Below are 17,172 nucleotides of genomic sequence, written 5' to 3'. Positions count from 1 at the left end.
TGAGACGTAAACGTATTGTCATCTTGTAAAGGAAACTGCCGCGTTTGGTATTTGGATATAACTTGTCGTTCCTGAAACAGAAATTGACGCTCCTAGCGGCATCGATACACTAAACGATGAGCTCCATCCTGTCTTCATATGCGTATAATTGGCATATGCAGAAGAACTCGTTCCAGAGCTCCACACAAATTCAGCATACGTATATCCTGAGTCATCTTGCGCATGTATCCACTTCCCATTGTATTGCCAGAATTCTTGATGAGTAGAAGAATTTCTATCTAATTTATGAACATACCCTGTAGAAAATTTATATGTTGCACCATTAAAGTACGAAGTCCTTTCTGCTACATAACCATAATTATCATAGTACTCAGTTGTCCAACTTCCAAATATTGATCCATAATCTACAGTCAAAGCTTCTTTATGACCAGTTCCAAATAAGTCAACATGCCTTTCGTTGGAATCATTGACCCAATCAAAATCAGAAACAATTGCATATTTCGATGAATGGGTGACAGCAACAGTCAGTTTCACCATCGATGATGAGTTTGAACCATTGCAGGTATTATCTGGATCACATAAAGAGGTAATTAATGCTACGGCTTTAGGATCCTTTTTTATTTCCTCATAATATGCCTCTCGCTGTTTTTTGTTCCCCTCAAACTCGTATTTCGTGATAGGAATTAGCTCTCCATTATTTTCATCGACTTTGAAGTACGAAACATTCACATCTACTAATTCAGGCTCCTCCATATTCTTAAAATGATCCCAATCATTTAGTGTGAAATGCTCAATTCGTTCTTTAGTAAACCCAAAGTGAGCCAAAAATAAGATATCTTTCTTTTTTAGTTTCAAGTTCCTTACATCCTTATTTTTAAAATCTATATCTGCTACATCAAATTTATTTGTTTTTAGATCTTTAATATCTTCCTTCGAAAAACCAAGTAATTCTAACATTCCATTTACATTCTTAGTGTTTTTATCATTAGTTATGCTACTAGCTGATACTGAAGATCCCATAGCTAAAAAGAGCATTACGAACATAAACAAACTAAATGATAAAACTTTTTTCATTAAAACCCCTCCTACTCTATAAAAAGATATCGCCTACAACACTTCTTTACTTAACATAAGTCTCCGTTCGAAGTCCTCAAAATGACCAAACCCAAGAAGTCGATCAAGGCCACCTTGAACAGGTCATAAGGAGATTTAAGCAGATGCTGAGAAAATATTATTGGGTCTGCTTCATGGATTTAGCACAAGAGTGTTTTTTGCAAGCAAAAAATGCAGAGAAATGCAAGAAAAAATACATAGGCTTGCCAGCTCAAGACTTAAGGTTGCAGACCGGGGGAAGAGGACGGCTGGATCGCGGAGAGAGCGTTCCGCAGTCGATAGCTCTCGTAAAGGCCAGGATGTGGGCATGGTGAACCAAGCGATCCACCAGCGCAGCTGTCAAGCGGTTGTCCCCAAACACCCGATCCCACTGTCCAAATTCTAGATTCGATGTCACCATGACGCTTTTTCGCTCGTAACAGTCGGCGATAATATGAAACAACAGCTCCGATCCTTGCTTTTGAAACGGCACATAGCCGAGTTCATCCAATATCAACAGTTCGCACGCATCGATGCTTCGTTTCAGCCGCCCGAGCGTGCCGTTTTTCAACGCCTCTTCCAGCTGGGCGACAAGATCCGCGACGCGGAAAAACCGAACCTCATGGCCTTGTTGGCACGCCTGGATGCCGAGCGCTGTGGCGAGATGGGTTTTTCCTGTCCCGGGCGAGCCTAAAAGCAGAACGTTTTGCTTTCGCTCCAAAAAGCGAAGGTCACACAATTCCTTCTTCGATGTCGTGGTCGGCCAGTGGATGTGATCCGACCATTCGTAATCCTTCAGCCATTTCAACTCCCGAAACTTGGCTTTCTTGATCAGTCGGGCCTGTTTCGCTTCTTGGCGGCACGACAGTTCCAGCGCCAATACATCCCGCAAAAACTGTTCTTTCGTTTCGAATCTCACCTCCTCGAATCGATCTGCGATATAGGCCAAATGCAGCGCTTTACAAATCTCTTTCACCTCTGCTCTCATTTCTGGACACTCCCTTCCCGAGCGGGATGAAGACGTTGATCATACACCGTTAAATCCGTTTCATAGTCGATTAGAACGGAAGGGGTGTATGATTCTTCCCACTTGTCCGGGTAATAGGAGTGCTTCGCTTCCATCAACACGCCGATTTCATGAGGAGTCAAGTCCCATCGCTGACTCTCCTCGAGCCACTGGGCGATTTCGTAAAGCGTGTGCCGATCCAACAGCGCTCGCAGTCCTTTCAAACGGGCCGCCACCTGGGGCGGGGGGCCAGCCAGATACATTCGGATCGCCTCCGGCAAGTACGTCCGGTAGCGGGAATGTCCGACAACCCGGGGTTTGGTCTCCCACTCAGCGAAAATCTCTTTCCAAGGGATTTCGCGTTTCACGTTCGTATACGGCCTTGGCGCTTCAAGATGGACGTCTCCATCGGAAGAGAACACAACGAAACGATTCCATTCTTTCTTCACCAACACCCGGTTGGGGACGGACAGGCCATGGACGACGAACGCCTTCCCATCCACCATCACTTCTCCGTACTGATTCACGTAAGCGTGATCGAGGGAGAAGATCGGAAGATCTTGTTCCGGCAACGCCAACAGCTCTGGTTGTTCTTCCTGCCATAGTTCCTCGATCCACCGCCCCTTTTCATAATGAGGACGGTTTCGGTCCTCGACCATCTTGCGATGCAGCCACTCCACCAGCTCCGGATCCGACTCCATCAATGGAGCGGGGATGAAACAAAGGTTGCGAGTGTAATAGACTTTTCGCTCCGCATTTCCTTTCTCATGTCCACTGTATGGATTGCACACTTGTACATCAAACCGATAGTAGAGTTGGAATTTCTCAAAAGCCTCGGTGAATCGGCGTTCTCCCCCTTTTCGAATCGACACAATGGCCGCGGACAAATTGTCAATGCGCAATGCCTTTGGCACTCCCCCAGCCTGACGAAACAGCTGCGTCAACCCGTGGAGGAAGCATTCACTGTTTTCCGCCGGCAGCGGATAAGCAAACGCAGCGTTGCTATAGGGAAAGCTCATGATCAAAACCGATCGCTCTTCTTCCTTCCCATCCTTCGTCACAACCGTCATCTTCCCGAAATCCACCTGCGCCTCGCCTGGCGGGTGCTCCAGTCGTTCATAGCGCTGTTTTTTCTCGAGCTTGAGCTGCGGTCTTCGTTTTTGCACGTACGCGCAAACGGTGCGATACGAGCCTTGAAATCCATGGTCACGACAAAGCGCTTCAAACATCGTCTTGTTCGTTCGCCGTTGTTTTCTCGGCAGCTTGTCATCCTCCTCCAACCAGTCATCAATGATTGGCCCGTACCCTTCTTCCTCCATCATCCCCTTTTTGCGTTTGATGGTTGGTTGGACAGAAATGTCTTCATCTGCGTATTTTTTGACCGTTCTCCAGTTATATCCCGTTTCACGGGAAATTTCCGCAATCGATAACCCTTTCTTTTCACGCAGTTTTCTGATACGATTAATTTCGGGCATTGCCAGCATCCTTTCGCTCCTCCACTGTTTGGTTTATGTGTTCACAACTTCCACAGTAGAGGAAATGTTAGGGGCTGGCAAGCCTTTTTTCTTTGCCTTAGAATCTGCACGTTTTGTTGCAGAACTCTGTATTTTCATTTTGCACTAAACACATATCTTACTTGCACCCATAGGAAAAATAAGTAAATCACACATCACTGGCGGATTAAGAAAACACCTCGCTTGCCATGTACATGTTGTGTTAACACGCCAATAATTGGTTTTGGATTTATCCAAAAAATTGATAAATAGCATAATATAAAAACAATATAGTATTAATGACAAGCGTAACAAACAAGATTTTGTAGATAGTTGTTTTTCTCTCTCTAACCCCCAAAAACTTAATTTGGAAAAATAAAAGTAGAATATTAAAAAAGGTAGGCACTAAAGTATAAAAATACCTTTCATCGCTAATGGATACTACGCTTGGATTAAACCAATAAATGAACGCATCAGAATTTTGAATCATCAAGCTGAATAAAATAATAAACCATGAAATAACTAACAAGAGAACCTTTATGAATATTCCACTTTTTCCAGAAAATATAAGTTTCATAAAAATAAGGCTCTTCACCACAACATGTACTTGACAAGCAATACGGTTTCCTGCACAAAGATGTGCCAAAATCACGGACTTGTTGATTTTCCCTCACAAGCGTAAATGGGGTATGTTCAGAAAAAATCAAGTACAACTTTTGGTGAAGAGCCAAAAATAAAATGCCACCTACCTTATAATGATTTGGATTAGTCATACCTTTTTCTTGTTGCTGTTGAACACCTCTTTTTTCAGGCGTGTTGATTAACCAATAATACCCATACACATCATAGAAAAAAGAGCACCTTTCCTGTAGAATGTAAGTATATACATACAACATGAAGAGTGAGTTTCTCAGTCATCCTGCACACCCCAAGCGTTGCAGCACTTCCTCCGGGCGTTCATGGATGTCATCCATAAACCGAGCAATGGCTTGGGCGATATCGTTTCGATCTTGGTGAAACACATTGGCAATGACGGTGTCTTTCAGCCATTTCCACAAGTGCTCGATCGGGTTCAGCTGTGGCGAATAGGAGGATATGACCATTGATGTAGTCAAAAAACAGTTCCGCATCGTGTAAGGAGGTCTCTGTTTGTCTCTTTTAACCATAGAAATTATTGTAGTGAAAAATGCTCATCTACAGTTTAATTGTAAAAAAAAGAAAATTATTTGTCAATAAAAAGTTGCACTTAACTTAAACATCTCTTTCGTAGTCCCTATCGGGAAAAATGAATAAAATCATGTTTTTTATACATGGCTGTTAACTTCACGCCTAAAAAGGCTACTAAGCCGAGAGATCGTACACGGCTGAACAGAGCCGCCTGGCATGTGAAATGAAAGACAGGGGAGCGCCCAAAAAAGAGCGCTCCCCTAAAAACATGCTCCCATGAGGGAGGAAATGGCCTGCGGGGCGGCCTTGACGCTTCTGGAGATCACCGGAAAGAATAAGGGCCGGCCGGCCGCTCCCTTGTTTTGTCCTGCGTCGATCATGTGGGCGTTTTGTGGGGGAAGCGCCCGCAAACGAGCGCTCCACCCTTGATTCATCCAGCTTACCCAATGCTTCCTTCCATCTCGAACTTGATCAAGCGGTTCATCTCGACCGCGTATTCCATCGGCAGCTCCCTTGTAAACGGCTCGATGAAGCCCATGACGATCATTTCCGTCGCTTCCTGCTCGGAAATGCCGCGGCTCATCAAGTAGAACAGCTGCTCTTCCGACACTTTCGACACTTTCGCTTCGTGTTCGAGCGACACGTTGTCGTTTAAAATTTCGTTGTACGGAATGGTATCGGATGTCGACTGATTGTCGAGAATGAGCGTATCGCATTCGATGTTCGAGCGCGAGCCGGACGCTTTGCGGCCGAAATGGACCATGCCGCGATACGTCACCTTGCCGCCTTGTTTGGAGATCGACTTCGAGACGATCGTCGATGACGTATTCGGGGCCAAATGGATCATTTTCGCCCCGGCGTCTTGATGCTGACCTTTGCCAGCGATGGCGATGGAGAGCGTCAAGCCGCGCGCCCCTTCGCCTTTTAAGATGACGGCCGGGTATTTCATCGTCAGCTTCGAGCCGATGTTGCCGTCGATCCATTCCATCGTCGCGTTTTCTTCGCAGACGGCGCGCTTCGTCACCAAGTTGAAGACGTTGTTCGCCCAGTTTTGGATCGTCGTGTAGCGGCAGTAGGCGCCTTTTTTGACGATGATTTCCACAACCGCGCTATGGAGCGAGTTCGTCGTGTAAATCGGCGCCGTGCAGCCTTCGACGTAATGGACGTGCGCCCCTTCGTCCACGATGATGAGCGTCCGTTCAAACTGCCCCATGTTTTCCGAGTTGATGCGGAAGTACGCCTGAAGCGGCGTATCGACTTTGACGCCTTTCGGGACGTAGATGAACGAACCGCCCGACCAGACGGCCGAGTTCAAGGCCGCAAATTTGTTGTCCGTCGGCGGCACGACTTTGGCGAAATACTCGCGGAACAAGTCTTCGTTTTCCTTCAGCGCCGAGTCGGTGTCTTTAAAGATGACGCCGAGTTTTTCGAGGTCTTCTTTCATGTTGTGGTAGACGACTTCCGATTCGTATTGCGCCGAGACGCCGGCCAAATATTTTTGTTCCGCCTCTGGAATCCCTAATTTATCGAACGTCGCTTTGATCTCCGCCGGCACTTCATCCCACGAGCGGCCCGATTTTTCCGTCGGTTTGACATAGTACGTAATTTCATCGAAATCGAGGCTCGACAAGTCGCCGCCCCATTGCGGCATCGGTTTGCTGTAGAAGATGTCGAGCGCTTTTAAGCGGAACTCGAGCATCCATTGCGGCTCGTTTTTCATCCGCGAAATTTCTTCGACGACTTCGCGCGTCAGGCCGCGCTGGGCGCGGAAGACGGAGACGTCTTTATCGACGAAGCCGTACTTGTATTCACCGATTTCCGGAGCTTTTTTCGCCATCTCGGTTCACCTTCCTTCATGTTCATGATTGTGCAGCCCTTTTTCGAGCGCTTTCCACGCCAACGTCGCGCATTTGATGCGAGCGGGAAATTTGGAAACGCCTTGGAGCGCCTCGATGTCGCCAAGGTCAACGGAATCGTCGTACTCTTTCCCTTGGATCATGTCGGAAAAAATGTGGGCGAGCCGAAGCGCTTCCTCCACCGTTTTTCCTTTGATCGCCTGCGTCATCATCGACGCCGACGACATTGAAATCGAACAGCCTTCCCCTTCAAATTTGACGTCGGCGACTTTTCCGTCTTCGACTTTCATCGTCAAGTGGATGCGGTCGCCGCACGTCGGGTTGTTCATGTTGACATCGACGTTCGTTCCTTCAAGCACCCCGCGGTTGCGCGGGTTTTTATAATGATCCATAATGACTTGGCGGTAAAGCTGATCCAACGGATGGTTAGAAGACATGGCTGAAGTACTCCTTCGCTTTCTGTAATGCGGCGATGAACCGGTCGATTTCCTCTTTCGTATTGTAAAGGTAAAAGCTCGCCCGGGCGGTCGCCGTCACGCCGAGCCATTTCATGAGCGGCTGGGCGCAATGGTGGCCGGCGCGGATGGCGATTCCTTCGGCGTCAAGGACCGTCGCCACATCGTGCGGATGCACCCCGTCGATGTTGAACGTGACAAGCCCCGCCCGCTCTTTCGGGCCATAGACGGTGACGCCTTCGATGTCCGCCATTCGGCTAAGCGCATATTGCGCCAGCTCATGCTCATGGGCGGCGATGGCGTCCAAGCCCACTTGTTCAAGGAAATCGATGGCTGCACCAAGGCCAATCGCCCCGGCGATGATCGGCGTGCCGCCTTCAAACTTCCACGGCAGCTCTTTCCACGTCGAGTCGTACAGCTCGACAAAATCGATCATTTCACCGCCGAACTCGATTGGCTCCATCTGCGCAAGCCATTTCTTTTTGCCATATAATACGCCGATTCCCGTCGGCCCGCACATTTTATGGCCGGAAAGGGCGAGAAAATCGCAATCAAGTTCCTGAACATCGACCTTCATATGCGGAGCGCTTTGCGCCGCATCGACGACGACGACCGCCCCGCGCTCATGGGCGATGCGGGCGATCTCCCGCACCGGGTTGATCGTCCCAAGAACGTTGGACACATGGGCGATGGCGACGATCTTCGCCGCTTTGGTGATGGCCGCCTCAACGTCGCGCAAATCGATCGTGCCGTCTTCCTGCAGCGGAATGTATTTCAGCGTTGCGCCCGTTTGTTTCGCCAGCTGCTGCCATGGGATTAAGTTGCTGTGATGCTCCATGTACGTGATGACGATCTCGTCGCCTTCTTTGACATTGGCGCGCCCGTAGCTTGCAGCGACCAAGTTGAGCGCAGCGGTCGTGCCGCGCGTAAAGATGATTTCCTGCGCCGATTGGGCGTTTAAAAACCGCCGCACTTTTTCGCGCGCGCCTTCGTACGCGTCCGTCGCCTTCGTCCCGAGCGTATGGACGCCGCGGTGGACGTTCGAGTTGTACTCGCGGTAGTAGCGGTCAAGCGCCTCAATCACCGGCAGCGGCTTTTGCGACGTCGCCGCGCTGTCAAAATAGACGAGCGGATGGCCGTTGACGTCCTGATGCAAAATCGGAAACAACGTGCGAATTTCGTTCACATTCATGATTGAACTTTCCTTTCAATCACTTCAATTAATTGGTTTTTCACGCCTTCAATCGGAATCGCCTCGACGACCGGCGCCAAAAAGCCGTGGATGATAAGCCGTTCCGCATCGCGTCTCGGAATGCCGCGGCTCATTAAGTAATACAATTGGATCGGATCGACGCGTCCCACCGATGCCGCGTGGCCCGCCATGACGTCGTCTTCATCAATGAGCAAAATCGGGTTCGCATCGCCGCGCGCTTTTTCGCTCAACATCAAGACGCGCGACTCCTGCTCGGCGTTCGATTTTGAAGCGCCGTGCTCAATTTTGCCGATGCCGTTGAAAATCGAGGTCGCGCTGTCGCGGACGACGCCATGTTTTAAAATGTAACCTTCCGTATGCCTGCCGTAATGGACGACGCTGGTCGTAAAGTTTTGCACTTGCTCGCCGCGGCTGACCGCGACCGTTTTCGTATCGCCGAACGAGCCGTCGCCGACAAGGCGGGTGATGTTCTCGGAGACCGTGTTGCCGTCATTCATCAGCCCGAGCGCCCATTCGATCCGTCCGTCGCGCCCGGCGATGCCGCGCCGATTGACATACGTCGTTGTGCCTTTCGCCAAATGGTCGACAGCGGCGAAAAAGACGCTTGCGTTCGCTTGGGCAAACACCTCGGCGACCACATTGACGACCGCTTTTCCTTCTCGGCTTGCCGATATATAGTTTTCGACAAACACGACGCGGCTGTTGTCTTCTGCGACGACAATGACATGGTTGAATAGGGCGATATCGTCTTCGTCTTGAATATAGACCGCCTGAAGCGGCGTTTCAATCTCCACGTTTTTCGGGACATAGACAAACACGCCGCCGTTGAGCAGCGCCGCATGGAGCGCGGCAAGGCGGTGCTCATCCGGCTTGACCGCCGTCATCAAATAGTTTTTCAGCAAGTCGCCATGCTCGCGCGCGGCGGTGAAGATGTCGGTGAAAATGACGCCTTTTTCTTTTAATTCATCGGACAGCGACACGTACGCCGGCGTATGGTTGCGCTGCACGTACAAGTTTTTCGTTCCTTCGCCCGCCTCGATGAGCGCCTTGACCGCTTCCGGCAAATCGTCAAGGCCATCATACGGCGCGCTGTCGACCGTGTGGCGGGCGAACTCGGTGAAATTCCATTTGTCGATTTTCGTCTTCTCCGGTTTCGGAAGCGGCAGCCGCTCCGCCAGCCGAAGCGCCTCAAGGCGCCGCGCCGTCAGCCAGTCCGGCTCGCCGCGCCCGCTTGAGAACGTGCGGATGTATGTTTCATCGAATGGGATTTTCGTTTCTGTCGCCATAATCCTCCTCCTAACGCTTACGCTTCTTGTCCGACCGTTTCGTCTTCAATGCCAAGCTCTTTTTTGATCCAGTCGTACCCTTCCGCCTCAAGCCGCTGCGCCAGTTCCGGACCGCCGGATTTGACGATGCGCCCTTGCATCATGACGTGCACGTAATCCGGCGTGATGTAGTTCAATAACCGTTGGTAGTGAGTGATGATCAAACAGCCGAATTCGCTGCTGCGCATTTCATTGACGCCTTTGGCGACAATTTTCAGCGCGTCAATGTCCAATCCGGAGTCGATCTCGTCCAAAATGGCGATTTTCGGTTCAAGCATCATCAGCTGCAAAATTTCATTTCGCTTTTTCTCCCCGCCCGAGAATCCTTCGTTCAAGTAACGGTGCGCCATATCCGGGTTCATTTCGAGAAACGCCATTTTTTCATCGAGCTTGCGGATGAATTTCATGAGCGAAATTTCGTTGCCCTCGCCAAGCCGGGCATTGATCGCAGCGCGCAAAAAGTCGGCGTTCGTCACTCCACTGATTTCGCTTGGGTATTGCATCGCCAAAAACAGGCCGGCGCGCGCCCGCTCGTCGACTTCCATCTCAAGGACATCCTGGCCGTCGAGCGTCACCGATCCTTCTGTCACTTCATATTTTGGATGGCCCATAATGGCCGATGCCAGCGTCGACTTCCCCGTTCCGTTCGGACCCATGATGGCGTGGATTTCCCCGCCTTTGACTTCCAAGTCCACTCCTTTTAAAATTTCTTTTCCCTCCACGGCGACGTGGAGATTGCGAATCGTCAATACCGCCATGCAGCATACCTCCAATTCCCGATTGAGAGTCAATTCGCTCGCTTGTCTTCTAGCGATCGCTCATTCTCAGTTTATTCTCATTATCATTTTATAACAAATGAAAACTGCCTGCAACTTCCCTGCTCTGTTTTTCACGATGTCCATGTGAAAAACCGCATCTTTTATTTATTTTACACGAAAACCGCAAGCTTGTACGAGTTTTTGCAAAAAAAAGACCCCGTTTTTTCCGGAGTCTAGTGAGCCGTCCGCAGCTCGCGGAGGCATTCCTGCACGAGCGTCACCGCCTGGCTCATCGCCGCCCCGCCGCCAAACGCGGCCGCCACCGCGCATGCTTCCAAAATTTCCTGTTCCGACGCTCCTTCGTCAAGGCATCCTTTCGTATGGTAAATCGTGCAATACTCGTCTTGCGCCGCCAGGCTGATGCCGAGGGCGATTAATTGTTTTTCTTTTTTCGACAGCGCCCCCTCGGCAAAGCACGCTTCCGTAAACGCGTTAAACCGCTCGGCCACATTCGGAAGTTTTTGGGTGAACGCTCCTATCCCTTCTTTGTAGCGGCGAAGCGCGGATTCAACCGATGCATGTGTTCCGTTGTTCATCATCATTTTCCTCCCTTTGTTCGTTTCTGCTGTTAGTATGCGTCAACTACCCCCACTTCGCTAACGCTTGAAGTGGGGGCTTGCAACTCCCCAGAAGTGCAAACGGACTTCGTCCTCCTTCCTTGACTTGGGGTTGCATCAGGGGGCAGGTTGACGACTGCCCAACGACGCAGGTCATGCCTGCATCGTTACCGATTCTCTCGGTGTGTCTGTTGGCAGTACTTGGCTTCCACACACAACAGACGGACCTACGCTCGATGTTTTGCGGTTGCAGCGTTTCCTGCAACCAACTCCATACATCGAGCAGCCGTTATTGGAGTGCCTTTATTTAACAGTTTTCTCCACGTCTTTATTCTATCATACACAAAAGAAAGGGGGAACGAGCATTCCTCTCCCACTTACTCCCTTTGGTCGTTGAAGTGGGAGTCTCCTGCGCGAAATAGGATGAAGGAAAACGAAATTAAACAACGAATGGTATTGAAAGCGTGTGGAAACACCACCGTTTCGCCAACATAGACGGAATGTGATGATGAAAACAAACGGTTCTGTTCCACTTCCATCATCATAGGAAAGGGGAGAATACCATTGATTCGTTGGGTTGTCTTTGCCTTAACCGCCGCTTTCGCTTCGTTTTTGGCGTGGATCATCATCGGCAACACCCTCGGTGAACAAGGAGACGGCGCCTTCAGCTTAACGGCGGTGATCGTCCTGCAAAACTGCGTCATCATCGTTATGCTCGCCGCCGTACTGGCGCGTTTGAACGGCCGATGAAGCAGGTCGGCCGCGGCGCCCTCGGATTCAGAATCGTTTTAACCTTTGCCGCTTTCGTTTCGTTTAAGAGGAGCGGCTTTTTGGAGACAAAAAAAGAAACGGAAGCGAAATGCTCCCGTTATTGATTGTTTTCCGCCGCTGGAATGACGGCGCCGTGGTATTTTTCTTTAATGAAATTTTGAATTTCTTTCGATTGCAGCACTTCGACAAGCGTTTTGATTTCTTTCCGGTTTTCATCGCCTTTGCGCACCGCAATAATGTTCACATACGGATTGTTTTTCGGCGACTCAACGGCGATCGGGTCTTTCGCCGGATCCAAACCGGCGTCAAGCGCATAGTTGGCGTTGATCAGCACCGCATCGCCTTCGCCGTTTTTGTAAATTTGCGGCAGAAGCCCGGCGTCGACATCGGCCTTAAATTTTAAATGCTTTGGATTTTCGATGATGTCATTGACTGTCGCTTTCGTTTTATCGACGCCCGGTTTCAATTTAATGAGCCCTTTTTCTTGCAGCATCGATAAAATGCGGCCATGGTCGGCGACCGAGTTGCTCATGATGATCGTCGCGCCGTCCGGCAGTTCTTCAATGCTTTTGTATTTTTTCGAGTATAAGCCGATCGGCTCGATATGAATGCCGCCAGCGTTGACGAAATCATAGCCGTACTCTTTCTTTTGCGATTCCAAATACGGAATGTGTTGGAAATAGTTGGCATCGATTTGCTTCTCAGCCAACGCTTTGTTCGGCAAGATGTAATCTTGGAACGTAATGATCTCCAAGTCGATGCCTTTTTTCTTCAAAATCGGTTTCGCTTTTTCCAAAATTTCCGCATGCGGCACGTTCGACGCACCGACTTTCAACTTCACCAATTTGCCGTCTTTGCCGCCTTCCGCGTTGTCGTTATTGTTGCCGCCGCATGCCGCCAAAGCGAGCACGAGAATAGCAGCGAGCAACACACCCAGCCATTTCTTCATCAGTTGTTTCCCCCTTTATCGTTTATCGATTTTCGAAGTGACAAAGTCACCGATGGCCTGAATGACGAACACAATGACCAACACCAATACGGTCGCGACAAACGTCACATCGTTATGGTTGCGCTGGAACCCTTCCAAATACGCCAAATTCCCAAGCCCGCCGGCGCCGATGGCTCCAGCCATCGCTGTATAGCTGACGAGCGACACCGCCGTCACCGTAATGCCGGAGACAAGCGCCGGCAATGACTCCGGCAGCAGCACTTTCCAAATGATCGTCCACGTTGAGGCGCCCATCGCTTGGGCTGCTTCGATGACGCCTTTATCAATTTCGCGAAGAGCGATTTCGACCATGCGGGCGTAAAACGGCGCGGCCCCAATGACCAGAGCCGGCAGCGCCGCATTGGCGCCAAGCATCGTCCCGACGAGCCATGTTGTAAACGGAATGAGCAAAATGATCAAAATAATAAACGGAATGGAGCGGAAAATGTTCACAAACGCCGCAATCACTGTATTGACAAACCGGTTTTCCCATAGGTTGCCCTTCGCTGTCAAAAATAGAAGCAAGCCAAGAACGATTCCGAGGACGAAAGTGGCCGCCACCGCCACTCCCGTCATATACAGCGTCTCGACCGTCGCCGCCCACATCGTCTCCCATTGCACGTTCGGCAGGAGGTTAGCGAGCATCGTGAATCACCTCCACCGCCACTTGCTGGCGTTGAATATAGTCAAGCGCCCGGTCGATTTCATCCCTCGCCCCGTCGAGGTGCACGAACAGCACCCCATAGGCGCCTTGATGGGTTTGCGAAATTTTCCCTTGCAAAATGTTGACATCGACGGCAAACTGGCGCACCACTTCGGTGATGAGCGGCTTTCCGGCGGCCGCGCCGACGAACGTCAGCTGCGCGATCAGCCCGCTCGGGTATTGGCCAAACAAATGGGAAATCGCCTCTTCCGTCTCCTCGGGCTCGATCAGCTGCTTGACAAACCGTTTCGTAATCGGTTGCTGCGGGTTGCGGAACACATGCAACACTTCGCCTTGCTCGACGATTCGGCCGCTTTCCATCACCGCAACGCGGTCGCAAATTTTGCGGATGACGTGCATTTCATGGGTGATCAGCACAATCGTCAGCCCAAGACGCTTGTTGATGTCAACGAGCAAGTCCAAAATCGCATCAGTCGTCTGCGGGTCCAACGCCGATGTCGCCTCGTCGCACAGCAAGACTTTCGGGTTGTTGGCGAGCGCCCGGGCGATGCCGACCCGCTGCTTTTGCCCGCCGCTCAGCTGCGACGGGTAGGCATCCTCGCGCCCGGAAAGGCCGACAAGCTCGATCAATTCATCCACCCGCTTGTTCCGCTCCTCTTTCGGGACGCCGGCAATTTCAAGCGGAAAGGCAATGTTTTCCCTGACTGTGCGAGACCAAAGCAAGTTGAAATGCTGGAAAATCATCCCGATTTCTTGGCGCGCCTTGCGCAGCTCCCGACCTTTCACGCGCGTCATATCGCGCCCGGCGACGACCACCCGGCCGCTCGTCGGCTTCTCGAGCCCATTGAGCAAGCGGATGAGCGTGCTTTTCCCCGCGCCGCTGTAGCCGATAATGCCGAAAATTTCCCCTTCGCGAATCTCAAGCGACACATTGTCGACAGCCGTGACCGAACCGTTGGCCGCCTGATAGATTTTCGTCACTTGTTCGAGTGTAATCATCGTTTCACCTTCCTCCCCAAGCGGCAGAGCGCAAAAAGAAAACCTTTCTGCCCGCAGAGAACAGAAAGGTATCGTGCACCATTCCGTCTCTTATCTCTCAAAGCAGGCCGCTTTGTGTGAATTGGCACCATTTCAGCAGATGCGCTGACGGTTGCCGGGCTTCATTGGGCACATCCCTCCACCTCTCTTGATAAGAGCGCAACAATCGCCTATTCAATTGATTACGAGTGTGATTGTATCATTGTCTGTCGAATCGTGTCAACATCTTTTTTATCCGACGTGCCGATACGGCTTGGCCAAATGGAGGAGCGACTCGAGCAGCAACATATGGCGGAAGCTTCCTGACACGTGCACTTCTTGCAGCCGGACGAGCTGCTGCAGCTTCAGTTCGCCGTTCAGCAGGGACGCGAGCGCCTCTTTGGAGCCGCGCACCGTCAATGTTTTCCGTTCATCGTTTTCCATCCCTCTAGCGGCTGATTCCTTGCCGATCAACAGCAAGGCGGTTTCGTCATCGCTTTCAAACCGAACATATAGCTGCTCATCCGGCAAAATCGGCACCAAATGGCGCAACACTTGCATCCGTTCCACGAACTGCCCGACTAATTCACGCATTTCCATGGATATCCCCTCCCCCATTTTTATTTTTTTCACTTCCACCTGAAGAGGAGAAATCCTTCACAAAAATCTCGACAACCCGTTGACGAACGAGCGCCGTTTTTGTCATTTCCCAAGAAATGTGTCAAACAGCGTCAAAAAAAGGCGAATCATCGGGGCGGCAAGCAGGCTTGAATCACTTCGTACAAATACGGAACGGAATGAAAGGCATACCACTTGCCTGCGATCGTTCCGTCCCTAAAAAGAAGCAGGCAAGGAACGCTTTCAATTTTCCACGCAACGGCCTGCTCAGGGATATAGTTGATGTCCGTTTCGTAAAACGGCAGCGCCGGAAACAACTGCTCCACCACCGTGAGCATCCGCCGAGCCAGCTGGCACGTGCCGCACAGCGGTGTATACAAATAAAGGGCCAGAAGCGGCTCGACTTCCACCACTCGCTTGACATCGTTTCGGTCGATCGCTTTCACTCGCCTCTCCCTCTCATCAGCAATTCGATGCGGACGTCGAAACGAGCGCGCAACAACACTTGCGCCAAGTGCCAAGGCGGAGCAGTCGCCACTTCGCGATACGCCCGGTCAATGTAAAGATGCTCCGCCTCTGGAAACATGCGGCGAAACTGCCGGCGCAATTTTTCCCCCGCCTCATCGGCATCGGCCAAGACGTATACATCGCATCCTTCCAGCTCATCAGCCAGCTCCTCAAGGCGCGCATCACTGATCGTGCCGTTTGTGCAGACGATGACGACTGGTTCGTTCAGCACCGCCGCCACTTTTTGCTTGTCTGATCGCCCTTCGACGATGATCACTTTTTCCACGCGTCGCATGTCCGACCCACCTAACTTCAAATGAGGATACTATTATTGTATGTCTTGCGCCGGCCAAATGTTGAAAATGAAAAGCAACGGCCATCCACCGTTGCCTTTCAACACCAGCCCGCTTCCCCGTCGCAATCGACATATTTTTGGTCCGGCTCAACGGTAGCGGTCACCTGTTTGTAAATTCTTCCGTTTTGTTCGGTATACCCATTTTTCAACGGGACGGCCGCCGGAAGCGGAAGGCGCCCGATGAGCTCTCCTTCCTCGTACAGCTCCAGCGAGCGGCCGTTCAGTTTGCCGATGATCCGGTCCGTGACATCTATGCGCGTCGTTTGCAGCGCCATCGCGAGCACCCCTTTTTTCAATCAAATTCCGATATGTATAGAGTGCCCGAATCGAAGCGAAGATTGCAGGAACGTTTATCCTTCGTTGATCATCGCCTCGTATTGTTCCGCCGTCAACAAATTGTCGATTTCGCTCAAATCGTTCGGTTTGACGACAATCATCCACGCTTTGTCATACGGCGATTCGTTCACGTACTCCGGATGGTCATTTAACGCCTCATTCACTTCGACCACCGTGCCGCTGATCGGCGCATACAATTCCGAGACCGTTTTCACCGATTCAACGCTGCCGAACGGCTCGTTCGCCGCAACCTCTGCGCCGACTTCCGGCAGCTCGACAAAGACAATGTCGCCAAGCTCTGATTGGGCGTAATCCGTAATGCCGACGCGCACGTTCTCTCCTTCCACGCGCACCCATTCATGCTCCTTTGTGTAACGAAGTTCTTTCGGCGTGTTCATCGAATCCCTCCATTGCGACAAAATGTATATTCCTTTTCATCATAACCGATTTTCCGCAAAAACTCACTGAATTCACCCGATTTTGCAAAAATTTTTTATGTCCCCGCCGCGAAAAACGCCTCGTATTCTTGTTCGCGAAAGCCCACGACGACCCGCTCGCCGTCCGTCAAAATCGGCCGTTTGACCAACATCCCGTCCGAGGCGAGCCAATCGAGCATCTCGTCTTCCGATGCGCGGTCGAGCTTGTCCTTCAAGCCAAGCTCGCGGTATTTCATCCCGCTCGTGTTGAAAAATTTTTTGAGCGGCAGCCCGCTTTGACGGTGCAAACGGGCGAGCTCCTCTTTCGTCAGCGGCTCGTCGACTAAGTTCACCGTCCGCACGTCAACGCCGTGTTCATCGAGCCAACGCTTCGCCTTCCGGCACGTTCCGCATTTTGGATACCAATAGAGCGTGAGCGCCATCTTCACTCCTCCCTTTCATTTCCGCTGTTTGGCAAACAAATAAGAAGCACCAGGCAGTCTGCCTGGCACTTCCCA

General features: G+C 50.9%; 20 protein-coding genes, 1 pseudogene and 1 riboswitch. Of the genes and pseudogenes, 1 reads left to right on the top strand and 20 read right to left on the bottom strand.

What is annotated here, in order from left to right:
• Positions 1 to 18 precede the first annotated feature (18 nt).
• The 11 genes and pseudogenes from GC56T3_RS02845 to GC56T3_RS02795 all read right to left on the bottom strand — a co-directional run bounded on the left by GC56T3_RS02845 (position 19) and on the right by GC56T3_RS02795 (position 10,961).
• Positions 19 to 1,074, bottom strand: a complete 1,056-nt coding sequence (locus tag GC56T3_RS02845) for a hypothetical protein (RefSeq protein WP_013144312.1) — start codon at positions 1,072 to 1,074, stop codon at positions 19 to 21.
• 257 nt (positions 1,075 to 1,331) lie between these two features.
• A pseudogene (gene istB, locus GC56T3_RS02840) lies at positions 1,332 to 2,080 on the bottom strand (IS21-like element helper ATPase IstB).
• Positions 2,077 to 3,582, bottom strand: coding sequence for an IS21 family transposase (gene istA, locus GC56T3_RS02835; RefSeq protein WP_041468192.1), 1,506 nt, complete (start codon positions 3,580 to 3,582; stop codon positions 2,077 to 2,079). The pseudogene istB and the gene istA overlap by 4 nt, the downstream one beginning before the upstream one ends.
• Before the next feature lie 482 nt (positions 3,583 to 4,064).
• The gene (locus GC56T3_RS19860) at positions 4,065 to 4,487 is read right to left on the bottom strand and encodes a hypothetical protein (protein WP_227456683.1); all 423 of its coding nucleotides are present in this window, start codon (positions 4,485 to 4,487) and stop codon (positions 4,065 to 4,067) included.
• An 18-nt stretch (positions 4,488 to 4,505) separates the two neighbouring features.
• Positions 4,506 to 4,706, bottom strand: coding sequence for a transposase (locus tag GC56T3_RS02825; RefSeq protein ID WP_223810853.1), 201 nt, complete (start codon positions 4,704 to 4,706; stop codon positions 4,506 to 4,508).
• A gap of 491 nt (positions 4,707 to 5,197) precedes the next feature.
• Positions 5,198 to 6,595: a Fe-S cluster assembly protein SufB gene (gene sufB, locus GC56T3_RS02820; RefSeq protein ID WP_011232461.1), complete on the bottom strand. Its 1,398-nt coding sequence runs from the start codon at positions 6,593 to 6,595 to the stop codon at positions 5,198 to 5,200.
• A gap of 6 nt (positions 6,596 to 6,601) precedes the next feature.
• On the bottom strand, positions 6,602 to 7,051 hold the full coding sequence (gene sufU / locus GC56T3_RS02815; RefSeq protein ID WP_013144310.1) for a Fe-S cluster assembly sulfur transfer protein SufU: 450 nt from the start codon (positions 7,049 to 7,051) through the stop codon (positions 6,602 to 6,604).
• Positions 7,041 to 8,261, bottom strand: coding sequence for a cysteine desulfurase (locus GC56T3_RS02810; protein WP_013144309.1), 1,221 nt, complete (start codon positions 8,259 to 8,261; stop codon positions 7,041 to 7,043). The genes sufU and GC56T3_RS02810 overlap by 11 nt, the downstream gene beginning before the upstream one ends.
• On the bottom strand, positions 8,258 to 9,568 hold the full coding sequence (gene sufD, locus GC56T3_RS02805) for a Fe-S cluster assembly protein SufD (RefSeq protein WP_013144308.1): 1,311 nt from the start codon (positions 9,566 to 9,568) through the stop codon (positions 8,258 to 8,260). Before sufD ends, GC56T3_RS02810 begins: the two co-directional genes overlap by 4 nt.
• A gap of 17 nt (positions 9,569 to 9,585) precedes the next feature.
• Entirely contained in the window at positions 9,586 to 10,365 is a 780-nt protein-coding gene (gene sufC / locus GC56T3_RS02800; protein WP_011232465.1) for a Fe-S cluster assembly ATPase SufC, read from the bottom strand.
• Between the two features lie 233 nt (positions 10,366 to 10,598).
• Positions 10,599 to 10,961 carry a carboxymuconolactone decarboxylase family protein gene (locus GC56T3_RS02795; protein ID WP_013144307.1) on the bottom strand — a complete coding sequence of 121 codons (363 nt, stop codon included), beginning with the start codon at positions 10,959 to 10,961 and terminating at the stop codon, positions 10,599 to 10,601.
• A gap of 585 nt (positions 10,962 to 11,546) precedes the next feature.
• On the opposite strand from GC56T3_RS02795, the gene GC56T3_RS02790 reads away from it, so the two are divergent.
• On the top strand, positions 11,547 to 11,732 hold the full coding sequence (locus GC56T3_RS02790; RefSeq protein WP_013144306.1) for a hypothetical protein: 186 nt from the start codon (positions 11,547 to 11,549) through the stop codon (positions 11,730 to 11,732).
• Between the two features lie 118 nt (positions 11,733 to 11,850).
• Here the strand turns inward: GC56T3_RS02790 and GC56T3_RS02785 are convergent, their stop codons facing one another.
• The 9 genes from GC56T3_RS02785 to GC56T3_RS02745 all read right to left on the bottom strand — a co-directional run bounded on the left by GC56T3_RS02785 (position 11,851) and on the right by GC56T3_RS02745 (position 17,097).
• Positions 11,851 to 12,702, bottom strand: coding sequence for a MetQ/NlpA family ABC transporter substrate-binding protein (locus GC56T3_RS02785; RefSeq protein ID WP_013144304.1), 852 nt, complete (start codon positions 12,700 to 12,702; stop codon positions 11,851 to 11,853).
• 15 nt (positions 12,703 to 12,717) lie between these two features.
• Complete coding sequence (locus GC56T3_RS02780; RefSeq protein WP_013144303.1) at positions 12,718 to 13,386, bottom strand: methionine ABC transporter permease; 669 nt, start codon at positions 13,384 to 13,386, stop codon at positions 12,718 to 12,720.
• Positions 13,376 to 14,404, bottom strand: a complete 1,029-nt coding sequence (locus GC56T3_RS02775; protein ID WP_011232469.1) for a methionine ABC transporter ATP-binding protein — start codon at positions 14,402 to 14,404, stop codon at positions 13,376 to 13,378. The genes GC56T3_RS02780 and GC56T3_RS02775 overlap by 11 nt, the downstream gene beginning before the upstream one ends.
• A gap of 87 nt (positions 14,405 to 14,491) precedes the next feature.
• Positions 14,492 to 14,601: riboswitch (SAM riboswitch) on the bottom strand.
• A 73-nt stretch (positions 14,602 to 14,674) separates the two neighbouring features.
• Positions 14,675 to 15,022, bottom strand: a complete 348-nt coding sequence (locus GC56T3_RS02770) for a hypothetical protein (RefSeq protein ID WP_013144302.1) — start codon at positions 15,020 to 15,022, stop codon at positions 14,675 to 14,677.
• Positions 15,023 to 15,168: 146 nt separating this feature from the next.
• On the bottom strand, positions 15,169 to 15,486 hold the full coding sequence (locus tag GC56T3_RS02765; RefSeq protein WP_013144301.1) for a thioredoxin family protein: 318 nt from the start codon (positions 15,484 to 15,486) through the stop codon (positions 15,169 to 15,171).
• On the bottom strand, positions 15,483 to 15,842 hold the full coding sequence (locus tag GC56T3_RS02760; protein ID WP_013144300.1) for a toprim domain-containing protein: 360 nt from the start codon (positions 15,840 to 15,842) through the stop codon (positions 15,483 to 15,485). Before GC56T3_RS02760 ends, GC56T3_RS02765 begins: the two co-directional genes overlap by 4 nt.
• Before the next feature lie 98 nt (positions 15,843 to 15,940).
• On the bottom strand, positions 15,941 to 16,177 hold the full coding sequence (locus GC56T3_RS02755) for a YusG family protein (protein ID WP_013144299.1): 237 nt from the start codon (positions 16,175 to 16,177) through the stop codon (positions 15,941 to 15,943).
• A 75-nt stretch (positions 16,178 to 16,252) separates the two neighbouring features.
• Positions 16,253 to 16,636, bottom strand: coding sequence for a glycine cleavage system protein GcvH (gcvH, locus tag GC56T3_RS02750; RefSeq protein ID WP_013144298.1), 384 nt, complete (start codon positions 16,634 to 16,636; stop codon positions 16,253 to 16,255).
• A gap of 95 nt (positions 16,637 to 16,731) precedes the next feature.
• The gene (locus GC56T3_RS02745; RefSeq protein ID WP_013144297.1) at positions 16,732 to 17,097 is read right to left on the bottom strand and encodes an arsenate reductase family protein; all 366 of its coding nucleotides are present in this window, start codon (positions 17,095 to 17,097) and stop codon (positions 16,732 to 16,734) included.
• Positions 17,098 to 17,172 lie beyond the last annotated feature (75 nt).

It is taken from the genome of Geobacillus sp. C56-T3, assembly GCF_000092445.1.
GTDB lineage: Bacteria > Bacillota > Bacilli > Bacillales > Anoxybacillaceae > Geobacillus > Geobacillus thermoleovorans.
The sequence above is the reverse complement of the archived record's forward strand: the minus strand, read 5'-3'. Positions and strand labels throughout refer to the sequence as shown.